Here is a 23112-nt window from a genome sequence, read left to right on the forward strand (position 1 = left end):
GCGAAGATGATTTCGAGGTCATTTCCGGGGTCTCTGCTTTGATGTTTGAGACCTTTACTTTCGTCAATGCGCTACATAGATTGCTCTCATCCGACGAAAGTCGTGGGGGTCGCCGAGAAAAGGGCACCCCCACTGTGGACACTTCTCGATCTTCCGCACCCATTCTCGTGGACGGAGACGCATGGGCGACAACGTTGTCAGGTGGCCTCGGAAGAACTTCTCACGACGGTCGCTGATGGTCGGCGGCGCCGTCGGCCTGGCCGGGGCCGCCGGGGCCGCGAACGCCCTGCGGGGTGAGCCGGCACGGGCCGCCGCGGGGGCGACCCGCAAGGTCACGATCTACGCCGAGGCGCTGCCCGGCGGGCTGTTCGGCTACGGGCTGGAGCCGGGCAAGGCGACCGTGCCGGGCCCGGTGCTGGAGATGTGGGAGGGCGACACCCTCGAGATCACCCTGGTCAACACCACGAACCAGCGGCTGTCGATCCACCCGCACGGTGTCGACTACAGCACCGAGTCCGACGGCAGTCCGTTCAACGACTCGTTCAACAAGCCGGGTGAGACCCGCACCTACACCTGGCGTTCGCGCGAGATGTTCGCCGCCGAGGGCCGCCGGTTCATGCCCGGCAGCGCCGGCTACTGGCACTACCACGACCACGCGATGGGCACCGATCACGGCACGGGCGGTGTCGCCAAGGGTCTCTACGGCGCGCTGATCGTGCGGCGGCGCGGCGACATCCTGCCGGAGAAGCAGTTCACGGTCGTTTTCAACGACATGATGATCAATAACAAGATGGCGCCGAACACACCGATGTTCGAGGCGAACCTCGGGCAGCGTGTCGAATGGCTCGCCATCGGCCACGGCGGCACCTTCCACACGTTCCACCTGCACGCGCATCGCTGGGCGGACAACCGCACGGGCATGCTCGAGGGCCCCGCGGATCCGAGCCTGGTCATCGACAACAAGGACCTCAACCCCGGCAGTTCCTTCGGTTTCCAGGTGCTGGCCGGTGAAGGCGTCGGACCCGGCGCCTGGATGTACCACTGCCACGTGCAGTTCCACTCCGACGGCGGCATGGCCGGGATCTTCCTGGTCCGCAACGCCGACGGGAGCATGCCACCCGGTGCCGAGGAGGCGATCCACCGTTTTCAGGGCCACGTCCACAGCGCGCAGCACGGCTGACCAGCAAGGGGGCTTGGGATGAGACGAGGACAACTACTGCGGAGGGCACTGGCTGCGGCCGTGCTGCTGATCGCCGGGACACCGGCGATCGCGCACGCCGCGCCGGCTGCGGCCGTACCGATGGAGGTGCTGGTCTTTCACGGACCGGCCGCGGAGCAGCAGGATCCGGTGGCCCGCGCGACCCAGGCGGTCAAGGAGCTCGGGCAGGCGGACGGTTTCACCGTCACGGAGACGACCGACCCGGCGACGTTCACACCGGCCAAGCTCGCGAAGTACCGCGCGGTGGTGTTCCTGTCCGCGACGGGTGCCGCGCTGAGCCGTGATCAGGAGACGGCGCTGCAGAGTTACGTCAAGGCGGGCAACGGTTTTGTCGGCATCGGCGACGCCGCGAGCGCGCAGCTCGACTCGGCCTGGTTCACCGGCCTGATCGGCACGCGGCCCGCGGGCAGCATCCCGGTGCCGGAGGCGGTCTCGAAGGTCACCGCGAGCGGGGAGAACACCCCGAACGAGACCAAGGAGAAGCTCACCGACGGCGACGCGAACACCAAGTGGCTGGTCCGCACCCCGGCCGCCTGGGTCGCCTACGAGCTGAGCAAACCCACCGCGATCACCGGGTACGCCCTCACCTCCGCCAACGACTTCCCCGGCCGCGACCCGAAGGACTGGACGCTGCAGGGCTCCGCCGACGGCACCACGTGGACCGATGTGGACAAGCGGACCGGTCAGACGTTCGCGGACCGGTTCCTGATCCGCAAGTTCGAGGTCACGGGCGCCGCGGAGTTCAAGTTCTGGCGCCTGAACATCACCGCGAACAGCGGTGAGCCGCTGATCCAGCTGGCCGACCTGCGGCTCTTCACCGGCACGATGTCGGCACCGCAGCCGCCGGCCGTGAACGAGGCCGTCGTGGACATCCTCGACCGCAACCACCCGTCGACCAAGGCGTTGCCGACGACGGTCAAGCGATCCGACCGCTGGTACAACTGGGACCCCAACCCGGTCGGGACCGTGCACACGGTCGCGCAGGTCGAGGAACGCTTCTACGACCCGGGCCCGGGCGCCAACGGCCCGTTCCACCCGGTGTCCTGGTGCCGCGACTACGAGGGCGGCCGGTCCTTCTACACCGGCATGGGCCACACCGAGGGCAGCTACGGCGAGAACGCGTTCCGCGGCCACCTCGCGGGCGCGCTGCGCTGGACCACCGGTGTCGAACGCGGTGACTGCCAGGCCACCATCGCCGCGAACTACAAGGTCGAGCGGCTGACCGCGGCGAACAAGACCGGTCAGCTCGACCAGATCGGCGAGCCGCACGGCCTCACCATCGCCGACGACGGCACGGTGTTCTACGTCGGCAAGGCCGCCTGCCCGACCGGGCCGGTCGTCGACTGGGCCAACCCGAACGTCGGTCTCGGCTGCGGCACGATCCACTCCTACGACCCGGCGAGCAAGCAGGTCAAGCTGCTGACGACGCTGCCGGTGATGGGCAACCGGGGGAGCGGCTCCGAGCTGGTCAAGAACGAGGAAGGTCTGCTCGGCATCGTCCCGGACCCCGCGTTCGCGACCAACGGCTGGCTCTACGTCTACTGGATGCCGCACGACTCGATCGACCGGGAGAAGCGGATCGGGCAGCGGACCGTCTCGCGGCTGACCTACGACAAGGCGACGCAGACGATCGGCCAGGCTTCGCGCAAGGACCTGCTGAAGTTCCCCGTGCAGATCCACAGCTGCTGTCACGCGGGTGGCGGCATGGCCTTCGACAACAAGGGCAACCTGTACGTCGGCTCGGGTGACAACAACTCGTCCGAGGGCTCGAGCGGCTACTCCGGCAACAACTGGACCGCCGCGTACGAGGGTGTCTCGTTCCAGGACGCGCGCCGGACCTCCGGCAACACCAACGACCTCGCCGGGAAGATCATCCGGATCCACCCGGAGGCCGACGGCACGTACACGATCCCGGCCGGGAACCTCTTCCCGCCGGGCACCGAGAAGACCCGCCCCGAGATCTACGTGATGGGCGTGCGCAACATCGCCCGGCTCGCGATCGACCCCGAGCACCAGTGGCTGACCGCCGGCTGGGTCGGCCCCGACGCCGCGGCACCGAGCCCGACACTCGGCCCGGCCAAGTACGAGTCCGCCACGATCATCACCTCGGCGGGCAACCAGGGCTGGCCGTACTGCATGGGCAACAAGCAGCCGTACCGCGACCGCAGCAGCACCGACGCCACCGTCCTGACCGGTTGGTACGACTGCGACAACCTCAAGAACGAGTCGCCGCGCAACACCGGCCTGGTGGACGTGCCGCCGGCCCGCGACAACATGATCTGGTACTCGCCCGACGGTGGCGGACCGGTCTTCCCCGACCGCGCGGACGGCAGCGGCATCCCGACCTACAACAAGGCGGACGCGACCTACACGCAGCCGTACCTGCGGGGTGGCGGTCAGGCCATCATGTCCGGCCCGACCTACCACCGCGACCGTGTCGACACGGCCAGCGGCGTGGCCTGGCCGGCGTACTGGGACGAGAAGTGGTTCATCGGTGACCAGTCCAACGCGGCGAACCGTGTCGCGGTCACCGTCGACCCGGCCGGTGTGCCGCAGCAGGCCCCGCCGATCTTCGGCGAGTCACTGCGCTCGATCATCCCGTCGGGCAACGGCGACACCCGTCTGCAGAGCTGGATGGACGCGAAGTTCGGCCCGGACGGCGCGCTCTACCTGCTCGACTACGGCGGCGGCTTCTTCAGCCTGCACGCCAACCAGAAACTGATCCGGATCACCTACACCGGTGGTGCGCCGACCCCGGCCCCGGCCGCGTCCTCGGTCGCCGTGCAGAACAAGCCGCTCACCATCGCCTTCAACGGAACCCGGTCCGGCGGCGTCTCCTACCGCTGGGAGTTCGGTGACGGCGGCACCTCGACCGAGGCCAACCCCCGCCACACGTACGCCCGGACCGGCAAGTACACCGCCAAGCTGACGATCACGTACGCGAACGGCGAGACCGCGACCGTGCAGACGGCTGTCACGGCCGGGTGCACCACACCGGACACCCGCAGCACGGTGTTCGTGGACGACGTCAACACGGGTGTGGAGAACAAGCAGGCCGGTGAGGGCTGCACCGTCAACGACCTCATCGACGACGAGAGCACCTGGCCCGACCACGACAGCTTCGTCCGCCACGTCACCGCTGTCACGCGTACCCTGCAGGGCGACGGTGTGCTCACCGGCCGCGAAGCGGGCACACTGACCCGCGCGGCAGCCGGATCGGACGTCGGCAAGGCCGGCCACCGGGGTTACGAACCGCTCTTCGACGGCACCGCCGAGTCGTTGCTCGGCTGGGAGCAGGCACCTTCCGGGCAGTTCACGATCCAGCCGGACGGCTCGCTGCGCTCCGGTGGTGGCCTGGGCATGCTCTGGTACACCAAGCAGTACGCCGACTTCTCGCTGAAGCTGCAGTTCCGCGACGTGGCACCGGGCACCGCCCGCGCCAACAGCGGTGTCTTCACACGCTTCCCGGACCCGCGCATCCCGCTCGACGAACGCCCGCCGGGCAGTTGCGGCACGACCGGCTCGGCACGGACCTCGGAGGCCTGGGTGGCGATCTTCTGCGGGCACGAGATCCAGCTCTACGACGGTGACACCGGCGAGACGCAGAAGACCGGCTCGATCTACAACTTCGACCCGGTCACGCTTCCCGACGCCCGGGTCACCCCGAAGAACGTCTGGAACAGCTACGAGATCCGCGTCGTCGGCCAGCACTACACGATCCTGCGCAACGGCGTGGTCATCAACGAGTTCGACAACACACCCGGCAAGCAGTCCTCCCGCGCCGGTGACCCGCCGACCGACCTGCGGCAGTTCGCCAGCGGTTTCATCGGGCTGCAGAACCACAGCGACACCGACCTGATGGACTTCCAGAACATCCGGGTGAGGCCCCTATGAGACGCTTCCTCCTCAGTCTGCTGCTCGTGCTGTCCCCGGTGGTGGTGGCCTCTCCGGCCGCCGCCGCGCAGACCCTGACCTGGACGGCCGACGACGACATCACCCGCTACAAGTCCACGCCCTCGTCCGCGGTCGCCGGGGCGACGACGATCGTCTTCGAGAACAGCGCGGCCACCGGCAACACGACCGGGATGCCGCACACCCTGACCTTCGACACCACGGCCGAGGGTTACAACCACGACGTCTCGCTCAACATCCTGGCCAGCCCGTTCGACGCCCAGGACGGCCGGCACCAGCAAGCCGTCACCCTCACCCCGGGGCGCTACCGCTACTTCTGCTCGATCCCCGGACACAGCACGATGGTCGGCGAGCTCGTCGTCACCGGCGGCGGCGGCGATCCGGACACCACCGCACCCACCGTCTCGGCCCAGGTCTCCGGAGATCAGAACCCTGACGGCGACTACCTCGGTACGGCCACAGTCGCCGTTTCCGCCTCGGACGCGGGTTCGGGCGTCGACACGATCGAGTACCAGGTCGACGACACCAGCTTCCAGGCGTACACGGCTCCGGTCGCGGTGACGGCGGTCGGGGACCACTCGGTGCAGTTCCGTGCCACGGACAACGCGGGCAACGTGTCCGCCGTCGGCTCGGTCTCGTTCTCGATCGTCGAATCGGCTCCGGGGGACACCACTCCGCCGGTGGTCACCTCGCAGGTCACCGGTGACCGGGACACCCAGGGCCGCTACCTCGACCGGGCCACGGTCACGCTGGCCGCGACCGACACCGGCTCCGGGGTCGCCCGGATCGAGTACAACGTGGACGGTGGTGCGTTCGCGGTCTACTCGGCCCCGGTCGTCGTCACCGGCGCCGGCTCGCACATGGTCCACTTCCGGGCCACGGACGTCGCCGGCAACACCTCGGCCGAGCAGATGGCGAGCTTCACCGTGGTCGCGGCTCCGGTCCCGGACACCACCGCTCCGGTCACGGCAGCCACGGCGAACACCTCACAGCCCGGCCGCGCAGTCGTGACGATCACGGCCACGGACGCCGGGTCCGGGGTCGCCTCGATCGAGTACGCGCTCGACGCGGGTGCGTGGGCGGCGTACACGGCACCGGTCACGGTCACGGCCGTGGGTGCGCACACGATGCGCTACCGGGCCACGGACGTCGCCGGAAACGTGGCGGCCGTCGCCTCGATCACCTTCACGGTCGCGGCGCCACCCACCGGTGACTGCCCCGTCCCCGACACCCGGGCCACGGTTGTCATCGGCACCGAGGACACCGGCATCCCCAACACCGACACGGGCAACGGCTGCACGATCAACGACCTGATCGACGAGCACGCCGGCTACCCGAACCACGCGGCGTTCGTCCGGCACGTCGAGACCGTCACGACGCCGCTGGTCGCCGCCGGTCAGCTCACTGCCCGCCAGCAGGGAACCATCGTGCGGGCAGCCGCCCGCTCCGAAGCCGTCAAGGGAGTTCAGCGATGAGACGTACCGCCGCGAAGCTGGCCACCGCCACCGTCGTCGTCACCGCCGCGGCGCTGACGCTCGCACCGGGCAGCGCGAGCGCCGACCTGGTCACCCACTGCATCGGCACCGGCGGCGCCGTGACCGTGCCCAACGACCTCTTCGTCCCGGCGGGCCAGTCGTGCGCCCTCACCGGCACGACCATCACCGGAAACGTCAGCGTCGCCGCGGGCGCCAACCTCGTCATCACCGGCGGCCGCATCAGCGGGGAGATCCAGGTCGCCGCGGACGGATACCTCGACGCGGGTACGACCGACATCGGCGGCGGCATCGACCTGGCCTCCGGTGGTTACGGCGTGTTCCTCGAGGACACCGGGACCGGGTCGATCACCGTACGCCCGAAGGGCTCCGCGACGATCGACAGCTTCCTCTTCGTGGAGAACGCCGCCATCGACGGCACGGTCACCGCGAACGCCGGCGAGGTCCGCCTCGACCTCGGCACGGAGGTGACCGGCAACGTCAGCACCACCGGCACCTACTACACCGACGTCCACGACTCCTTCGTCGACGGCACCCTGTCCGTCCTCAACAGCGCAACCGGCAGCGTCGTCTGCGGCAGCGCGATCCGCGGCCGATCCACCTTCGCCGGCAACCTCGGCGGCGTCCAGCTCGGCCCGAACGGCGCCCTCGCCGGCTGCGCGTCCGGTGGGTACTGGGGCCGCGACGTCAGCATCACCAACACCACCGGTGGTGTCACGGTCGACGACAACATCATCGACGGCAAACTGACCACCACGTCGAACACCCCGGCCGCTCGAGTGGCCGCCAACAACCGCATCCGCGGCGGCGTCACGGGCGAGCAGGGCACGGCTGCGGCCAAGTCCAGCGCCGCTCAGCGCACCGTTGCCGATCGCGACGCCAAGATCGAGCAGCACGCGGCGGACCGTACGTCCTCCGCGGTCCAGGAAGCAGACGTCGCGGGCCCCGCCAAGCTCTGACGATCGAACGGGCCGGGGACCGCGTGTCCCCGGCCCGTCGTATGCGCCCTTGTCGTGGGTGACCCGGTCGAGGTGGCCGAGACGCTCACCCGCTGTGCCGGTTGCTGTCGATCGCCAGGACGCCGGTTAGTGTCGCTCGGGTGATCGACGAGGACACGCTGCTGGGATCCGCGGTTGTCGCCAACAATGCGATGAACCGGGAACGGCAGTTGACCGGCGCCAACAGTTACGCCAAAGAGCTGGGCTTCGACCCGGTGGATCTGCTCGGTGAAAACTCCGCCTGGCTGGATCTGTGCTGCGGCAGCGGGCGGGCGCTGATCCAGGCCGCAACCCGGGTACGCGCCGCCGCGCTGGTCGGGGTCGATCTGGTGGACGCGTTCGATCCGGTGCCGGGTGGGGCGCCGCCGGAGCTCATCTGTGCGCCGTTGCTGAGCTGGACTCCGAACCGCACGTTCGACCTGATCACCTGCGTGCACGGCCTGCACTACGTGGGGGACAAGCTCGCGGCGCTGGGCCGGGCCGCGAGCTGGCTCAGTCCCGGCGGGCGGCTGGTCGCCGACCTCGACCTGTCCGCGATCGACACCGGTGAGCCCACCACCCGGCGCCTGGCGTCGCGTTTGAGGGCGGCCGGCTTCACCTACGATGCCCGCCGGCGCCGGATCAGCCGCACCGGTCCGGCCGTGCTGAACCTGCCCTACGTCTACCTGGGCGCCGACGACCGGGCCGGGCCCAACTACACCGGCCAGCCCGCGGTCCGCTCGCACTACCGGGTGGCGTGATGGACGAGCACCTGTTCGGCTTCCTGCTGCGCCGCATCGCACCTCTCGTGGTGGCGCCGGTCGGGTCGCTGCCGCCGGCGGGGTTTCAGTTGCGCGGTGTGGTGCGGGCCGGCCACACCAGGGCCCGGGTCGTCTTCTCGCCGGATGCGCGGAGGGAGTCGGGCATCGGTTACGAGTTCACGTTGACCGAGGACGGCGTTGATGCCGCGATCGACTGGCTGCGCATCACCGTGAGCGCCGGGGTCACGCCGACGGGCGGGGTGGTCGACAGTCACGGCAACACCGTCGGGGATGCGGCTGAGCACGGCTTTCGCCCGACCGGCCTGAACAGGACGGACGACCACAACGTGTTCAGCCTGCTGAGCACGCTGATCCACGGCGGGGGATCACCGTGGTTCGAGGACGAGTACACCTGTGCCGGGTTCATGCTCGGGCCCTCCGGCGCGTGCCGCGTCTACGTCCGGGTGGCCGCAACCGGCGAGGTTTACGGGCTGCAGCTCCCGATGGAGGAAGCCGACGGGACCAACGTCTCCGGCAAGGCCGGGAGCCTGCCGAGTGTGCTGGGCTCCCTCATCGACAACGGGACGCTGCTCACGCTGCCGGTGGTCGACACGGCCGACGACTACTGCCGGATCGTCTACGACCTGGGGGACTGGATCTGAGGCGGCACTCTTGTATTGTATGACAATCATACGAAGCGAGGGAGAGTGGCGTCGTGGAGCTGACTGCTGTGGTGACCGGGGCGGCGCGGGGGATCGGGCGCAGTGTCGTGGAGCAGCTGCGGGCGAAGGGCTACCGGGTTGTCGCGGTTGATGTCTCGCCCGCCGTGGAGGAGCTGGCCGAGGCCGGCCGGGTGGTCCCGATGGTCGCCGACGTGACCGGTGAGGCGACGCCAGGCGACGTGATCGGGCGGGCGACAGCGGAGTTCGGGCGGCTCGACCTGCTGGTGAACAACGCGGCGCGGTTCCTGCGCCGGCCGATCCTGGCGACGAGCGACGCGGACTTCGACGCGTTGTTCGCCCTCAACGTGCGGCCGGTGTTCAGGTTCGTCAAGGCCGCCCTGCCGGCGCTGACGGAGACGCGGGGCTGCATCGTCAACACGGCGTCGATCTCGGGGTTGATCGGCGTGCCCAACCAGAGCGTCTACGCCATGACCAAGGGCGCGATCGTGCAGCTGACCCGGCAGCTCGCCATCGAGTACGCCGGCCGCGGCGTACGCGTCAACGCCGTCGCGCCTGGTGCCGTGGACACGGCCTTCATGGACGAGGCGCGGGAGGCGGACCCGGATCCCGCCGCGAGTCTGGCCGCCACCCTCGCGAACCACCCCATCGGGCGCATGTCGACACCCGGCGAGGTGGCCCGCGCGATCGTCTTCCTGGCCGCACCGGAGTCGGGCGGCATCACCGGCACGATCCTCAGTGTGGACGGCGGTTACGTGGCCCGCTGAGCCTCGATTTCCTCCAGCAGGATCGGCGCGGCGGCGGTGACGCCGTGGATGCCGAGCACCGACGCGATCTCCATGACCTCGAGGATCTCCTGGGCCGTCGCGCCGTGGTCGATGGCGTTCTCGATGTGGAGCTTGAGGCCCTTGACGTAGAGGTGTGTCGCGGCGGTGTCGAAGGCGATGTAGATGAACTCCTTGACCTTCGGTTCGAGCGTCCCGGTGCGCCACGGCACCGAGGAGAACTCCGTGTACGCCTCGAACATCTCCGGTGTCAGCTCGAGGATCTCGTCCCAGAACGTGTGCCAGTAGCCGCGTGTCTTGGTGAACTCCGCCTTGATCTGCTCCTGGCGCTCGGTCAGCGGCGCCGGGCCGGTACGCAGGCCCTTCTCCTCGAGAACCTGGACCAGGATCGGTACGCCGATGTTCATCGCGTGGATGCCCAGCGTCGCGGAGAGCTCCAGAACCTCCATGATCTCCTGCGGCGTGGCCCCGAGCGCAAACGCCGCCTTGATGTGCTGGCGCACGCCGGGCAGGTACATGTGGGTCGCGTTCGCGTCGATCGCGATGTAGATGAACTCCTTGACCTTCGGGTCGAGCGTGCCGAAACGCCACGGCACGGCGGAGAAGTTCAGGTACGCCAGGAGGAACTCGGGGTCGAGGCGCAGTACACCCTCCCAGGTGTCGCTCCACGTGCCGCGTACCCGGATGAACTCTTCCTTGATCTCGGTCTGGCGGGGGGTGAGGCTCATCGGGAGTGGTCCTTTCGCAGCCAGTTCACGATCTCGGTGTGGTCGGCGGTGGGTTCGAGCTCCTCGGCGGCCCGCGCCCACAGCTCGGCGGAGGCCTGCCCGAGCGGATCGGGAGCACCGAGCTGGTCGGCGAGGCCGGTGGCGATGCGCATGTCCTTGAGCATCAGCCGCAGCCCGAAACCCGAGTCGTAGCTGCCGGGCAGGATGAAGTTCGGCCACTTGTTCTCGGTGGAGCCGCTGCGCCCGCTGGAGCTGTTGAAGATCGACAGCATGGTCTCGGCGTCGAGACCGAAGCGTTCACCGGCCAGGATCGCCTCGCAGGTGACCAGCAGGTGCGTCGCGGAGAGCAGGTTGTTCAGCGCTTTGACGGCGTGGCCGCTGCCGACCGCGCCCGCCCGCGTGACCGTGCCGAGGCAGGCCAGGACAGGTGCGACCCGGTCGAGGTCCGCCTGCTCGCCGCCGGCCATGATGGTCAATTTCCCGGTACGCGCACGCGCGACACCGCCGGACACAGGCGCGTCGAGCAGCGTGATGCCCCGATCGGCCAGTTCGGCGGCGAGTTCGCGGGTGCGCATCGGTTCCGACGAGCTCATGTCGATGACCGTGGTGCCCGGCGGCGCCTCGAAGCCCGGATCGTGCACGGTCGCCGCGACGATGTCGGAGTTCGGCAGCATCAGCACGATCACCGACGCGCCCTGCACGGCGTCGGACAGCGTCGCCACGGCTGTGCCGCCGGCGTCGGCCAGCGCCTGCCGTGCCGGTGCGGCCGGGTCGAAGCCTTGCACGCGATAGCCGGCCGCGACGAGCAGGGCGGACATCGGGCCGCCCATGTTGCCCAGGCCGATGAAGGCGATGGTGTCAGTCATCGACGACCTCCTCGGCCCAGGTGGTGGTGCCCAGCGAGATCGCGGTGTGGGTCATGAACGAGCCGGGTGCGGCGCCGTGCCAGTGCCGTTCGCCGGGTGGGACCCAGATGGTGTCCCCGGCCCGGATCGGCTCGGGGGTGGACCCGTCGGAGCAGATGAGTCCCTGCCCGGCCAGCACCTGGAGGATCTGCCCGTGCTCGTGGCTGTGCCAGAACGTCCGCGCGCCCGGGGCGAAGAACACCGTGGCGATCGTCGTGCCGTCGGTCGGGGGCAGGACCTGGTCGAACCACACGTCCCCGGTGACGGTCGCGCGCTGGTCGGACAGGCTGCCCTCGGCGCGGCCGTGGATGATCTTCATGCGGCGGGCTCCTCGCTCGTGTGCAGCCGGACCCCGCCGGAGAGGTCTCCGAGGGCGTCGACAACGGTGTTGCTGATCTCGTCGGCGTACCCCAGCGCGCGGGCGAGACCGAAGCTGGCGAGCGGCCCGGACGAGTTCGGACTGGCCACGCCCAGCCGCGCGACGAGCTCGACGTAGAGGTTCACGTCCTTGAGCATCAGCGTGTTGGTGAGACCACCCTTGAGGTAGTCCCCGTGGATGATCTTCGGGAAGCGGTTCAGGGTGGCGAAGTTGACGCCGGAGCTCGCGTTCAGCACGTCGAGCAGCACCTGCAGGTCGAGACCGGCCTTCTTGCCGGCGACCATCACCTCGGCGGTGGCCGACAGGGCGATCGCGTTGAGGAAGTTGTTGAGCAGCTTCACCGTGTGCCCGGCGCCGCTGGGTCCACAGTGGAAGACATCGCTGGAGAAAAGATCCAGGACCGGCCGGGCCCGCTCGAGCGCCTCCGCCTCACCGCCGACCATCAGCGTCAGCGCGCCCTTCTCCGCGGCGGCGGCACCCCCGGAGATCCCGGCGTCCAGGTACGCCGCCCCGCGTTCGGCCAGCAACCCGTGGATCCGTGCCGTCGAGTCCGGTGCGGCCGTGGACAGGTCGACGATGATCTGGCCGGGCCGGGCGTGGGCGAGCACCCCGTCGTCGCCGAGCACCACCGCCTCGACGACCTTGCTGTCCGGCAGCGACAGCAGCACGATGTCGCTGCCGTCGGTGACCTCGGCGACCGAACCCGCTGCTTCGGCGCCGGCCGACTTGACGTTCTCGGCGCGGACGTCGAAGCCGAGCACCTCGTGGCCGGCGCGCACGATGCACGCGGACATGCGGCCACCCATGTTCCCGAGTCCCGCAAAGCCGATCCTCATCAGCATTCCTCTCCGATCGTGGCCGCGAGGCCGGCGAGTGGCCCGGTCACCGGGGTGAACCGGTCGAGCGTGTCCGGGTCGTGACCGGGGACCAGGTGGCGGACCTCGCCCGTGGCGAGCATCGTGCGGATGCGTTCGAACGCCGCGTACATGTCGACCAGGCCGGAGACCTGGGTGAACGGCATGCTGCGCTCGAACTCCTCGTAGTAGTGCACCGAGTCGGAGGCCAGGAGGACCACACCGTCGGTGGTCTCGACCGTCACGACACTCTGGCCCGGCGTGTGGCCACCCAGCCTGATCACGCGTACGCCCGGAGCCAGGTCGGCCTCGTCGTCGAACGGTCGCAGCCGGCCCTCGGCGTCGGCCTGCTTCAGGGAGGCGATCTCCTCGTCCTCCACCGAGTGGTGCAGCAGGGTGCGATCCGCGTACGGGCCGGTCCAGAACGCGTACTCGGCGCCGGCGACGGTCAGCGGTGAGGCCGGGAACAGTCCGAGGTTGCCGATGTGGTCGTAGTGCGCGTGGGTGATCACGACCGGCGGTCCGGCGGCCCGGTCGACCCCGAGGGCGTCGAACGCGGCCGCCGGCTCGATCAGGGTCGTGCGCTTGCGGTTCGCGCCGCCGATCGCCGAGAAGCCCGTGTCCACGACGATCGTGCGCTCGGTGTTGCGGACGACCCAGAAGAAATAGTCCATGCCGATCGGGCCGTCCGGTTCGCCGTACAGGTGGTGGTTGAGGTAGACGTCGCTGCGGACGGTCTGCCGGGTCCCGTACTTGACGATCGTGACCTGGTACCGCGCGGTCATGACAGGAGCAACTGCCCGGCGTTGGTGCCGACCAGCCGCCGGAGGTCGTCCTCGCCGATACCGGCATCGAGCAGTCCGCGGACGGCCCGGCGGAAGAGTGTCACCGGCAGCGGATTGGTCTTCTGGCCGGAGTCCGACGACAGCACGGTCCGCTCGACACCGACCTCCTTGATGAAGGTCAGCAGCTCGTCGAGATCGCGCCGGCGTTCCGGGCGGCCGAAGTACATGACGATGCAGTGCTCGATGGTCACGCCCTTGCGGGCCCACGCCACGGCCTGCTCGACGGAGGCGCCGACGACAAAGATGGGGTGGTTGACCACGATCCGGCTGATGCCGGCCTCGAGCGCGGCGTCGATCAGGGCCTGCGACTCCTCGACGCCGAGGTGCCCACAGGTCAGCACGGCGTCCTCGGCCGCGATCACCGACAGGATGTCGCGCACCTCGGGCAGCACGGCACCGCGGTCGTCCAGGATCGAGATGATCTCGTTGGGGCGCAGCTCCACCTCGGAGGTCGGGAAGCCCGTGTCGTGGTGCTCGTGGTGTTTGACGTGGGCCGCGGAGGACAGCGTCGGGAACCACACCATGCGACCGCCCATCCGCAGCGCGAGCTCCACCGCGTACGGGTTGAGCCCGCCGACCGTCCGGTTGAGCGCGACCCCGCCGTGCACCTCCGTCGACAGGTCCGCGAGCCCGGCCGAGCGCAGCGCCAGGATGTCGGTGATCATGCTGTGGTGGTGGGACTTCGCCACGATCGCCCGGAAGCCGGCCTGCGAGGCGTCCCGCGCCGCGTCGAGGATGCTCATCCGGCGGGGGAACGGGCTCGGACCGGGGTGCTGGTGCAGGTCCACGGCACCGACCAGGAGGCTGTCGGCCTGCTCGTCCGGCACTTTGCGGTCCTCGTCGGCCTCGGGGTCGAAGCCGTAATCGACTGACATCATGATGACTTCCTCACCGTCACTGGGAAACCAGGACTTGGTCTTCGGGGCGCCAGTGGGCGATGACCCGGGTGCCCGGGTCCACCACCGCCGGCGCGCCGACGGGCAGCACCGCCATGCCGGTCGAGTTGTCGTCGAACGCCAGCTCGATCCGGTAGTACGTGCCGTAGAAGGAGACGTCGGTGACCGCGGCCGGAGCGACGTTGCTCCCGGACGGCACCGACTCCTCGTCGAAGGCGACCTGCAGACGTTCCGGGCGCACGATCAGCGCCTGGTTCTCGGTGCCGTCACCGGTCTCGCGGACGGTCCACTTGCGGTCGTTCCACTCGTAGACGTCGGCCGAGCGGTACCGGCCGGCGAAGACGTTGGACTCGCCCAGGAAGCGGGCGACGAACTGCGTCGTGGGCCGGTGGTAGAGCTCGGCCGGGGTGCCGACGGCGACGATCTTCCCGTGGTCGAAGATCGCGATCCGGTCGGACAGGGTCATCGCCTCGTCCTGGTCGTGCGTGACGAAGACGAAGGTCAGGCCCAGCTCGTCGTGCAGGCGCTTGATCTCACGCTGCAGCGACTGCCGGAGTTTGCGGTCGAGCGCGCTGAGCGGCTCGTCGAGCAGCAGCACGCTGGGGGAGAAGACCACGGCGCGGGCCAGCGCGACCCGCTGCTGCTGGCCGCCGGACAGCTCGTGCGGGCGCCGGTTGCCCATGCCGCCGAGGTCGACCAGCTCCAGCGCGTCGCCGACCAGCTTGGCCGACTGCGCCGCCGGCACCTTGCGCTCGCGCAGCGGGAAAGCCACGTTCTGGGCCACCGTGAGGTGCGGGAAGAGCGCGTAGTTCTGGAACACCATCCCGAAGTTGCGCTTGTGCGCCGGCGTCCGGGAGATGTCCTTGCCGTTGAGCTCGATGCGGCCCGAGGTGGGCTCGGTGAAGCCGACGATCATGTTGAGCGTGGTCGTCTTGCCCGAGCCGCTCGGCCCGAGCAGCGTGATGAACTCACCCGGCTGGATGTCGAGGGCGATGCTGTCGACGGCGGGCGGCTCGGCGGTCCCGTACCGTTTGCAGAGGTCGACCAGCTCGACCCGGGCGCCGGTGGCGCCGATCGCGGGGCTGTTCATCGGGTGCCTTTCTTGCCGCGTCGTGCGCCGACGACCTGGGCGAGCAGGATGGGAACACTGACCAGCACGACCATCAGGCTCGACGCGGCGGAGATCGTCGGGTCGATCTGGACGGTGATGCTGTTGAACATCTGCACCGGCAGCGTGATCGCCCCCGGGGCCTGCAGGAACAGCGCGATGACCACCTCGTCGAGCGAGGTCACGAAGGCCAGCACGGCGCCGGAGAGGATGCCGGGCAGCACCAGCGGCAGCGTCACCCGCCGGAACGCCGAGATCGGGCTCGCACCCAGGCTCGCCGCCACACCGGGCAGCCGCCCGTCCATGCCCTGCAGCCGTGCGGTCACGGCGATCACCACGAACGGCAGCGCCATCGCGGTGTGCGCCAGGATGATGCCGATCAGCGTGCCGTTCAGGCCGAGCTGGAGGAACGCCGAGAACACGACCAGCGCCACCAGGATGTGCGGGACGATCATCGGCGACAGCAGGAAGCCGTTGACCGGTCCCCGCCACCGCGGACGCAACCGGGCCAGCCCGAACGCCGCCATCGTGCCGAGCACGGTCGCGATCACCGCCGTGTAGATGCCCACCTGCAGCGTGTTGAGGATCGCGGCGGTCCACTCGGGCGAGGTGAAGAGGTTCTCGTACCAGCGCAGCGTCCAGCCGTCCGGCGGGAAGCGGAACGTCTCGGACGCCGAGAAGCTCATCGGGATCACCACCAGCGTCGGGGCGACCAGGATGATCGCCACGATCGTCGTGTGGATGCGGAGCCACGGGCGTACCGGGGCGGCGTTGTCGGAGGTGGAACCGGCGCGGGAAGGCTGACCGCCGGCCGCGGCCACCGCGACGTTCTGCCCCGCCAGGCGGCGGCTCAGGGCGAGCACGATCAGCGTGACGACCAGCAGGAACATGCCCATCGCGCCGGCGCCGCCGAAGTCCAGGAGCTCCTTGGCGCGCACGTTGATGACCTGGGCGATCATCGCGCTGCGCGTCGAGCCGAGCAGGGCCGGTGTGACGTAGAAGCCCAGGGCCAGCACGAAGACCAGTGACATGCCGGCGATGACACCCGGCGCGGACAGCGGCAGGTAGACCCGGCGGAAGGCGCGTGACCGCGGTGCGCCGAGGCTCTGCCCGGCCGCGACCAGCCGGCCGTCGATCTGCGACATCGCGCTGTACATCGGCAGGACCAGGAACGGCAGCAGCACCTGGGTCATCGAGATGCCGACGGCCAGGGGAGTGCCGAGCAGGCGGACGTCACCGAGCCCGAACGGGGTGAGGATGCGCTGCACCACACCGCCGTCCTGCAGCAGCACCAGCCACGCGAAGTTGCGCGCCAGCATGCTCGTCCAGAACGGGATGAGCACGATGGTGACCAGCAGGGCCCGCGTGGTCGGTCCGACCAGGGTCATCGCGTACGCGTACGGATAGGCCAGCAGCGCCCCGATGACCGACACGACGAGCGCGATGAACAGCGTGCGCCCGAGCACCCGGATCGTGTAGCCGTCGGTGAACAGCGAGGCGTAGTTCCCGAGTCCGGTCTCCGGCTCGGTGAAGCTGTCCACCACGAGGCTGAACAGCGGCACCACGAACAGGACCACCAGGGCGATCAGCGCGGGCGCGAGGAACAGCCAGCCGGCCCAGCGCGCCCTGCCCGCCCGGGCCGGGCCGAGGCGCCCGGTCGTGGGCGCCTCGGGTGTGGCGGTCGAGACGGCCATGGTCAGCCGACCTTCCAGCTGGTCCAGCGCTTGACCAGCGCGTCGGTGTTGTCGATCCACCACTGCTTGTCCTGCTCCAGCGTGCGGCCGCGGTCGGGCAGGAAGGCGTTGTACTTCTTCTGCTCCTCCGTGTAGCCGACCGAGTTGAGGTCGATCTCAGGCCGGGCGGGTGCGGTGCCGGTCAGCTTGGCGTACGCGATCGACTGCGCCGGCTCGGTGACAAAGGCGAGCATCTGCTGGGCGAGGGCCTTGTGCGGTGCGCCCTTGGGGATGACCAGCGCGCCGATGTCGGTGGTGTTGAAGTCCCAGACCGGCACCAGTTTCGCGCCGCTCTGCGCCGAGACGATCGTGCGGGCGGTGACCGTGAGGACCATGCCGGCCTGCTTGTCGACCATCATCTGCTGGATCGCGCCGTAACTGGGCGCGAAGACCAGCGAGTCCTTGATCGTGTCGATCTTCTTGAAGGCCCGGTCGAGGTCGATCGGGTAGACCGCCTCGGGCGCCACCCCGTCGGCGACCAGCGCGGCCTCGAACAGCCCCGCCTTCGGGTAGTCGTAGACGACCCGCTTGCCCGGGAAGCGCTTGGTGTCGAAGAAGTCGTTGATCTTCGTGGGCTTCTCGCCGGGGTAGAGGTCGGCGTTGTAGCTGAAGATGTTGGCGTACCGGTAGGTCGGGACGAAGCAGTCACCGGTCGTGCCCTCGGGGAACTTGCTGCGGTCCAGGGCCGGGTCGTCCAGCTTCTCGAAGAGCTCACCGCAGTAGGCGCCGGCGTAGATCCAGCTCATGTTGGCCAGGTCCCAGATGGTCTTGCCGGCCTTCACCATCGTCCGCACCTGCGCCTGCTCGGCCGGGCTGATGTTGGTGAACTTCGTCCCGGTCGAGGCGGTGAACGGCTCCTGGAGCGCCTTCTTCTCGTCCTCCTGGAACTGCCCGCCGGTACTGGCCCACGTCAGCGCCTTCTCGTCGGCGGCGCCGGTGCCGGAGTCGCCGCCCACACCGCAGGCCGAGAGGAGGAGTGTGCCGATCGCTATCGTCGTGAGGAATCGGTATGTCTTCATAGTTCATCGCCTTTTCTCGATCGGGAAGAGTCACCTGTTCCCGCGCACGGTGAATCCGGGACGGCCGCTCCCCGCTTGCGCCGTCGATGTCGATCTGCCCCGCGAAAGGTGGTGCAGGGGTCAGTCCGCGCCGCTGTCGAGCGGGCTGACCAGTCGCCGGTTGATGGTCTCGGCGCCCGACAGCAGGGCGCGTGCCACCTCGGAGTCGGTGCCGTCGGGTACGAACTGGGCGATGTCCACGGCGGCCAGGGTCGCCACGACCTGGCCGGCGGGATCGCGGATCACGGTTGCCACGGCACTCACGCCGTTCTGCGGGCTCTTGCGGAACGCGATCCCGGTGCGGCGGACGTCCTCGAGCTCCGCCTCGGTCGCGTTGACCGGTGGCGCACCCTCACGGAACCGGTAGTACGACTCGTCGCGGAAGGCCCAGAACGCCACCGTCTGCGCGGCGTCCGGCCCGAGCTGACTGCCGACGGCGATCGAGACGTGGGCCGTACGGCTGCTGTCCTCGCGCACCTGCGCCACCACGGGAGCCGTACCGTTCCACACGCTGAGCACGACCGTGAGCCGCACGCGCAGGCTGATCTCCTCCATCACCGGGCCGGCGAGGTCGAGCACCCCGAGCCGGGACAGTGCCATCGTGCCCAGCTCGGCGAGGAGGACGCCGAACTCGTACTGGTTGCGGTCCCGGCGCTGCAGGAGTCCGTGGTTCTCCATCGACGCCAGGTAGCGGTGGGCGGTGGACTTGCCGACGCCCAGCTCCTCGGCGGCCGACACCAGGTCGATGGTGTCGTTGCCCGCGAGCAGACGTAGCAGCTGGACCACCCGCGCCACCACCTGCAGGTCGCCACTGGCGATCTCCAGGCCGTCGGTCACGGCCCGCGGCCCCCGAGAGGTGCTGGTCATCCCTGTCCTCCCTGTCGCCGCGGCTCCGTCCCGCATTGCGGGGTGGCCATCCGGATATCCGGTACCGAGGAATGTAGGTGATCCATCCCGCCGCATGTCAAGGTCCGGACGAGATTTCCTCCGCACTACCGGCAAGTTAAATCAGCCGGGTGACATCATTGTATGATTGACCTACAATCCGTGGCCAGTGGTGATCATAGATCGAGGAGGTGGGCATGCGCGGACTCACGGGCAAGGTCGCGGTGGTGACCGGTGCGGCGGGTGGGATCGGCGCGGCCACCGCCCGGCGGCTCGCCGCCGAGGGGGCCCACGTCGTCGCCGTCGACACCGACGAGGACCGCGTGCGTCAGGTCGTCGAGTCGCTGGAGACCGAGGGAACCTGGGTACGCGCCGACGTCTCGGCCGAGGACGGCGTGGCCGGCTACGTGACCGCGGCCGTCGACCGCTTCGGGCGCATCGATCTGCACCACCTCAACGCCGGCATCCCGGGCTCGTTCGCCACGCTGCCCGAGCTGACGGTCGACGAGTTCGACCGCGTCCTGGCGGTCAACGTCCGCGGTGTCTTCCTCGGCGTCCGCGCGGCCTTCCGGCAGTACGCGGCTCAGGGCGGCCCGGGCAACGTGGTGATCACCGGCTCGATCGGCAGCCTGCGCGGCAGTGCCGACCTGCTGGCCTACCAGACCTCCAAACACGCGGTGCTCGGCATCCTGCGCGGCGCGGCGATGTACGGCGGCCCGCTGGGCATCCGCGTCAACGCCGTCGCCCCCGGCATCGTCCCCACGGACCTGTTCGCCGCGACGCCCGACGTGTCCGGTGGCAAGGACGACATGTCACGCCGGGCGAGCAGCACACCCCTGCGCCGCGCGGGCACCGGTGACGACGTCGCCGGGGTGGTGGCCTTCCTCCTCAGCGACGACGCCGCCTACATGACCGGTGAAGTGGTCTCGGTGGACGGTGGCGCGAGCATCGTCAGCACGGTCCGGCCCTCGGGCGGCGCCGGCGCCTGGGACTTCGAGGCCTACGACCGGGCCCTCTATCAGTGATCAGCTGACGGGCGGGGGAGCGGCCACGCCGATGTCGGTGTGCACGTCGACCACCACCGGCCGCCCGGCGGACAGCGCCCGGTCCAGTGCCGGAGCGAGGTCACCCGGCCGGTCCACCCGGAGGCCCAGCGCACCCATCTCCGTGGCGATCCGGGCGAAGTCCACGTCCTCGTACGTCCACAGCTCCCGCGCCTGATCGGTGGCCTGCCCGCCGTACGCCCGGTCGAAGCCGCGCTTGCTCTGATTGCCGCCGTGGTTGTTGTTGACCACGGTCACCAGGTTGACCTTGCGGCGGACGGCGGTCTCGATCTCGCCCAGGTGGTAATACAGCCCGGCGTCACCGGTGAAGACGACCACGGGACGGCCGGGTGCCGCGCACTTGGCACCGACGCCCGCGGAGAACGCCCAGCCCAGATGCCCGGCACTGCGCAGATAGCTCTGCGCGGGTGAGGTGATGTCGTGGAACTGCGCCATCCACATCCCGGCGTGCCCGGTGTCGACCACCAGCACGGCGTCTGCCGGCAGACCGGCGGTCAGCTCGGCGCAGATGCGTTCCGGCCGGATCGGTACGGCGTCACTGGTCAGCACCTCGCGGTAGCGCGAGCGCCAGTCGGCCTTGAGCGTGTCCACCTCGGCCAGCCAGGCCGTACGGTCGACCGCCGGCTGGCGGGGCGCGAGCGCGAGCAGCCGGGTGAGCGCCGTCCGGGCGTCGGCGGTGAGGCCCGCACGCAGCGGATAGTTGCGCCCCAGGTGTGCCGGCTCGATGTCGATCTGGATCGCCGGAGTGCCGCTCGGTGGCACGGCCCAGAAGTGGGTGGTCATGCTGCCGGTCCCGGTGCCGACGAAGAGCACCAGGTCCGCGCGGGAGACCACCTGGTTGGCGCACTCCCGCGAATAGGTCCCGGCGACACCGGCCGAGAGCTCGTGCGTACCCGGGAAGGTGTCCTTGCCGTTCGCGGACGTCGCCACCGGCAGGCGCAGCGCCTCGGCCAGCGCCACCAGCGCGGCTCCGGCGCCGGACGACCGCACACCACCACCCGCGACGATCACCGGGCGCTCGGCCCCGGCCAGCAGCCGCAGCACCTCGGCGACGTCGTTGTCGTCAGGGGCCGGGCGTACCGGCGGGACCTGCGCGAAGGCCGGCTCCACGAGCGGCTCGGCGTCGGTCTCCTCGGTGTCGAGCTGCCCCTCGTTGCCCTGGATCTGCAGGTGGACCGGGCCGGGCGCACCCGTGGTCGCGACCCGGAACGCGTGCCGCAGCATGTCGGGGAAGCGCCCGGCGTCGTCGATCGTCGCGTTGAACTTCGTCACCGGTTCGAACGCGGGCAGGTCGTCGATCTCCTGGTAGACCTGCCGGAACTTCGTCGCCGGCGTGCGCCCGCCGGTCAGCGCGATCACCGGCGACCCGGCCAGGAACGGTTCCCGCAGACCGGCGGCGAGGTTCAGCGCCCCGACCACCTGGGCCGCCACCACACCCGGACGACCGGAGACCCGGGCGTACCCGTCGGCCATGTAGGCCGCGGCCTTCTCGCCGTGGGTGACCACGCGGTCGATGTGCGGATGGTGGCGTTCGAGCTCGGCCAGCGTGCGCCGCAGGATCGCCGGGACGAGGAAGAGGTGGCTCACGCCGTACCCGTCGAGCATGTCCGCGACGACCCGGGCGCCGGTCCGCGGGGTCATCCGGCGACGGCTTCGACCGGCTCGGCCGCGGCCTCCCGCACCTCGATCATGACCCGCTCGGCCAGCCGGAACGCCTCCAGGGCGGCCGGTGCCCCGCAGTAGGGGGCGGTCTGCAGCAGGACCTCCTGGATGTCCGCCTCGGTGCAGCCGTTGCGCAGGGCGCCGCGGACGTGCACCTGGAACTCGTGCGGACGGTTCAGCGCGGTCAGCATGGCCAGGTTGAGCAGGCTGCGAGTGCGCCGGTCGAGCCCGGGCCGGGACCAGACGTCACCCCAGCAGCTCGCCGTCACGTACTCCTGGAGGACCCGGGTGAAGTCGGTCGCGGCCAGCATCGACCGGTCCACGTGGGCGTCACCGAGGACCTCGCGCCGCACCTTGTTGCCGCGCTCCAGCCGGCTCTCGTCATCACTCATCAACCGCTCCTGTCCGAAGGTCGTGTGCTGGCGCCAGCGTACGACGATCATACAATCCGAGGGAACAGGCGGAGGTGAGAGAAAATCGGCGCCGGTCTCAGCCGGCGTCTTGCTCGGAGAGGGCGATCAGCCCGGCACGCCCGGCTTCCTCGACGTGCTTGGCGCAGGCAGCCGCGGCAGCGTCGGCGTCGTTCGCCTGCACGGCCTCGACGATCGCGCGCAGCTCGGCAACGCTGTGCGCGAGCCGGCCGGGGACCGACATCGACAGCGACCGGAGCACGCTGACGCGGGCGTGCAGACCGCCGACGACCGAGCGCAGGGCCTCGTTGCCGCCACCCTCGAAGAGCACGTCGTAGAACGCGTCCTTGGCGGCGAGGATCGCGGAACCCTTCGCGTACTGCCGCTCGACGCGCTCGAGGGCACGGGCCAGGGCCTTGCGCTGGGCGGCCGACGCGTGCTCGACGAAGAGCCGGCCGGCCAGGGCCTCCAGGGCCGACCGCACCTGGTAGAGCTGGCGCGCCTCCTCGGCGCTGACGCTGGTCACAACGGTGCCCTTGTTGGGGACCGCGGTGACGAGGCCCTCGGCGGCGAGCTCGCGGAGAGCCTCACGGACGCTGGTGCGGGAGACGCCGGTCAGCTCCACGAGCTCCCGCTCGATCAGCCGCTGCCCGGGCGCCAGCCGGCGGTCGAGGATGGCCTGGCGAAGGTTCTCCAGGACCTGGGAACGGATCAGCGCCGGTGTCCGCTCCACGCGCAACGCATTGGCTCGCGTCACC

General features: G+C 69.8%; 20 protein-coding genes and 1 pseudogene. 8 read left to right on the forward strand and 13 right to left on the reverse strand.

The window, feature by feature from the left end:
• Positions 1-181 precede the first annotated feature (181 nt).
• The 7 genes and pseudogenes from AFR_RS15700 to AFR_RS15730 all read left to right on the forward strand — a co-directional run bounded on the left by AFR_RS15700 (position 182) and on the right by AFR_RS15730 (position 9809).
• Positions 182-1180 (forward strand): multicopper oxidase domain-containing protein, encoded by a 999-nt coding sequence (locus AFR_RS15700; RefSeq protein ID WP_041840896.1) that lies wholly within the window; start codon positions 182-184, stop codon positions 1178-1180.
• An 18-nt stretch (positions 1181-1198) separates the two neighbouring features.
• On the forward strand, positions 1199-5113 hold the full coding sequence (locus tag AFR_RS15705; RefSeq protein WP_041840897.1) for a ThuA domain-containing protein: 3915 nt from the start codon (positions 1199-1201) through the stop codon (positions 5111-5113).
• 80 nt (positions 5114-5193) lie between these two features.
• Positions 5194-6336, forward strand: a pseudogene (locus AFR_RS15710) (OmpL47-type beta-barrel domain-containing protein); the annotation flags it as partial.
• Positions 6337-6602: 266 nt separating this feature from the next.
• Positions 6603-7583, forward strand: coding sequence for a hypothetical protein (locus AFR_RS15715; protein ID WP_023361467.1), 981 nt, complete (start codon positions 6603-6605; stop codon positions 7581-7583).
• A gap of 140 nt (positions 7584-7723) precedes the next feature.
• Entirely contained in the window at positions 7724-8362 is a 639-nt protein-coding gene (locus AFR_RS15720; protein WP_023361468.1) for a class I SAM-dependent methyltransferase, read from the forward strand.
• A complete protein-coding gene (locus AFR_RS15725; protein ID WP_023361469.1) occupies positions 8362-9024 on the forward strand; it encodes a hypothetical protein in 663 nt (220 codons plus the stop codon). The genes AFR_RS15720 and AFR_RS15725 overlap by 1 nt, the downstream gene beginning before the upstream one ends.
• Before the next feature lie 53 nt (positions 9025-9077).
• On the forward strand, positions 9078-9809 hold the full coding sequence (locus AFR_RS15730) for an SDR family NAD(P)-dependent oxidoreductase (protein WP_023361470.1): 732 nt from the start codon (positions 9078-9080) through the stop codon (positions 9807-9809).
• Here the strand turns inward: AFR_RS15730 and AFR_RS15735 are convergent.
• The 10 genes from AFR_RS15735 to AFR_RS15780 all read right to left on the reverse strand — a co-directional run bounded on the left by AFR_RS15735 (position 9794) and on the right by AFR_RS15780 (position 19200).
• Positions 9794-10555: a carboxymuconolactone decarboxylase family protein gene (locus tag AFR_RS15735; RefSeq protein WP_023361471.1), complete on the reverse strand. Its 762-nt coding sequence runs from the start codon at positions 10553-10555 to the stop codon at positions 9794-9796. The two genes, AFR_RS15730 and AFR_RS15735, sit on opposite strands and share 16 nt — an antisense overlap.
• A complete protein-coding gene (locus tag AFR_RS15740) occupies positions 10552-11421 on the reverse strand; it encodes an NAD(P)-dependent oxidoreductase (RefSeq protein ID WP_023361472.1) in 870 nt (289 codons plus the stop codon). Before AFR_RS15740 ends, AFR_RS15735 begins: the two co-directional genes overlap by 4 nt.
• Entirely contained in the window at positions 11414-11779 is a 366-nt protein-coding gene (locus AFR_RS15745; protein ID WP_023361473.1) for a cupin domain-containing protein, read from the reverse strand. The genes AFR_RS15740 and AFR_RS15745 overlap by 8 nt, the downstream gene beginning before the upstream one ends.
• Complete coding sequence (locus tag AFR_RS15750) at positions 11776-12675, reverse strand: NAD(P)-dependent oxidoreductase (protein ID WP_023361474.1); 900 nt, start codon at positions 12673-12675, stop codon at positions 11776-11778. Before AFR_RS15750 ends, AFR_RS15745 begins: the two co-directional genes overlap by 4 nt.
• The gene (locus tag AFR_RS15755) at positions 12675-13478 is read right to left on the reverse strand and encodes an N-acyl homoserine lactonase family protein (protein ID WP_023361475.1); all 804 of its coding nucleotides are present in this window, start codon (positions 13476-13478) and stop codon (positions 12675-12677) included. The genes AFR_RS15750 and AFR_RS15755 overlap by 1 nt, the downstream gene beginning before the upstream one ends.
• Positions 13475-14416: a DUF6282 family protein gene (locus tag AFR_RS15760; protein WP_023361476.1), complete on the reverse strand. Its 942-nt coding sequence runs from the start codon at positions 14414-14416 to the stop codon at positions 13475-13477. The genes AFR_RS15755 and AFR_RS15760 overlap by 4 nt, the downstream gene beginning before the upstream one ends.
• A 16-nt stretch (positions 14417-14432) precedes the next feature.
• Positions 14433-15524, reverse strand: a complete 1092-nt coding sequence (locus AFR_RS15765) for an ABC transporter ATP-binding protein (protein WP_023361477.1) — start codon at positions 15522-15524, stop codon at positions 14433-14435.
• The gene (locus AFR_RS15770) at positions 15521-17236 is read right to left on the reverse strand and encodes an ABC transporter permease subunit (protein WP_023361478.1); all 1716 of its coding nucleotides are present in this window, start codon (positions 17234-17236) and stop codon (positions 15521-15523) included. The genes AFR_RS15765 and AFR_RS15770 overlap by 4 nt, the downstream gene beginning before the upstream one ends.
• Before the next feature lie 2 nt (positions 17237-17238).
• Positions 17239-18294 (reverse strand): extracellular solute-binding protein, encoded by a 1056-nt coding sequence (locus AFR_RS15775; protein ID WP_023361479.1) that lies wholly within the window; start codon positions 18292-18294, stop codon positions 17239-17241.
• Between the two features lie 120 nt (positions 18295-18414).
• Positions 18415-19200 carry an IclR family transcriptional regulator gene (locus tag AFR_RS15780; protein ID WP_023361480.1) on the reverse strand — a complete coding sequence of 262 codons (786 nt, stop codon included), beginning with the start codon at positions 19198-19200 and terminating at the stop codon, positions 18415-18417.
• Between the two features lie 215 nt (positions 19201-19415).
• Between AFR_RS15780 and AFR_RS15785 the strand changes: the two genes are divergently transcribed.
• Entirely contained in the window at positions 19416-20243 is an 828-nt protein-coding gene (locus AFR_RS15785; RefSeq protein WP_023361481.1) for an SDR family NAD(P)-dependent oxidoreductase, read from the forward strand.
• Here AFR_RS15785 and AFR_RS15790 read toward each other — a convergent pair whose 3' ends face one another.
• From AFR_RS15790 to AFR_RS15800, 3 genes are all read right to left on the reverse strand, one after another.
• On the reverse strand, positions 20244-21923 hold the full coding sequence (locus AFR_RS15790; RefSeq protein ID WP_023361482.1) for a thiamine pyrophosphate-binding protein: 1680 nt from the start codon (positions 21921-21923) through the stop codon (positions 20244-20246).
• Positions 21920-22336: a carboxymuconolactone decarboxylase family protein gene (locus AFR_RS15795; protein WP_041842259.1), complete on the reverse strand. Its 417-nt coding sequence runs from the start codon at positions 22334-22336 to the stop codon at positions 21920-21922. The genes AFR_RS15790 and AFR_RS15795 overlap by 4 nt, the downstream gene beginning before the upstream one ends.
• A gap of 97 nt (positions 22337-22433) precedes the next feature.
• Positions 22434-23111 (reverse strand): GntR family transcriptional regulator, encoded by a 678-nt coding sequence (locus AFR_RS15800; RefSeq protein ID WP_041840899.1) that lies wholly within the window; start codon positions 23109-23111, stop codon positions 22434-22436.
• Between the last annotated feature and the right edge of the window lies 1 nt (position 23112).

The sequence above is a fragment of the Amorphoplanes friuliensis DSM 7358 genome, assembly GCF_000494755.1.
Taxonomy (GTDB): Bacteria; Actinomycetota; Actinomycetes; order Mycobacteriales; family Micromonosporaceae; genus Actinoplanes; species Actinoplanes friuliensis.

Excerpts from the sequence above, each read along its gene's own strand:
- AFR_RS15700 (WP_041840896.1), top strand. The coding sequence starts at position 182 with ATGGGCGACAACGTTGTCAGGTGGCCTCGGAAGAACTTCTCACGACGG.
- AFR_RS15705 (WP_041840897.1), top strand. The coding sequence starts at position 1,199 with ATGAGACGAGGACAACTACTGCGGAGGGCACTGGCTGCGGCCGTGCTG.
- AFR_RS15715 (WP_023361467.1), top strand. The coding sequence starts at position 6,603 with ATGAGACGTACCGCCGCGAAGCTGGCCACCGCCACCGTCGTCGTCACC.
- AFR_RS15725 (WP_023361469.1), top strand. The coding sequence starts at position 8,362 with ATGGACGAGCACCTGTTCGGCTTCCTGCTGCGCCGCATCGCACCTCTC.
- AFR_RS15735 (WP_023361471.1), bottom strand. The coding sequence starts at position 10,555 with ATGAGCCTCACCCCCCGCCAGACCGAGATCAAGGAAGAGTTCATCCGG.
- AFR_RS15740 (WP_023361472.1), bottom strand. The coding sequence starts at position 11,421 with ATGACTGACACCATCGCCTTCATCGGCCTGGGCAACATGGGCGGCCCG.
- AFR_RS15745 (WP_023361473.1), bottom strand. The coding sequence starts at position 11,779 with ATGAAGATCATCCACGGCCGCGCCGAGGGCAGCCTGTCCGACCAGCGC.
- AFR_RS15750 (WP_023361474.1), bottom strand. The coding sequence starts at position 12,675 with ATGAGGATCGGCTTTGCGGGACTCGGGAACATGGGTGGCCGCATGTCC.
- AFR_RS15755 (WP_023361475.1), bottom strand. The coding sequence starts at position 13,478 with ATGACCGCGCGGTACCAGGTCACGATCGTCAAGTACGGGACCCGGCAG.
- AFR_RS15760 (WP_023361476.1), bottom strand. The coding sequence starts at position 14,416 with ATGATGTCAGTCGATTACGGCTTCGACCCCGAGGCCGACGAGGACCGC.
- AFR_RS15765 (WP_023361477.1), bottom strand. The coding sequence starts at position 15,524 with ATGAACAGCCCCGCGATCGGCGCCACCGGCGCCCGGGTCGAGCTGGTC.
- AFR_RS15770 (WP_023361478.1), bottom strand. The coding sequence starts at position 17,236 with ATGGCCGTCTCGACCGCCACACCCGAGGCGCCCACGACCGGGCGCCTC.
- AFR_RS15775 (WP_023361479.1), bottom strand. The coding sequence starts at position 18,294 with ATGAAGACATACCGATTCCTCACGACGATAGCGATCGGCACACTCCTC.
- AFR_RS15780 (WP_023361480.1), bottom strand. The coding sequence starts at position 19,200 with ATGACCAGCACCTCTCGGGGGCCGCGGGCCGTGACCGACGGCCTGGAG.
- AFR_RS15785 (WP_023361481.1), top strand. The coding sequence starts at position 19,416 with ATGCGCGGACTCACGGGCAAGGTCGCGGTGGTGACCGGTGCGGCGGGT.
- AFR_RS15790 (WP_023361482.1), bottom strand. The coding sequence starts at position 21,923 with ATGACCCCGCGGACCGGCGCCCGGGTCGTCGCGGACATGCTCGACGGG.
- AFR_RS15795 (WP_041842259.1), bottom strand. The coding sequence starts at position 22,336 with ATGAGTGATGACGAGAGCCGGCTGGAGCGCGGCAACAAGGTGCGGCGC.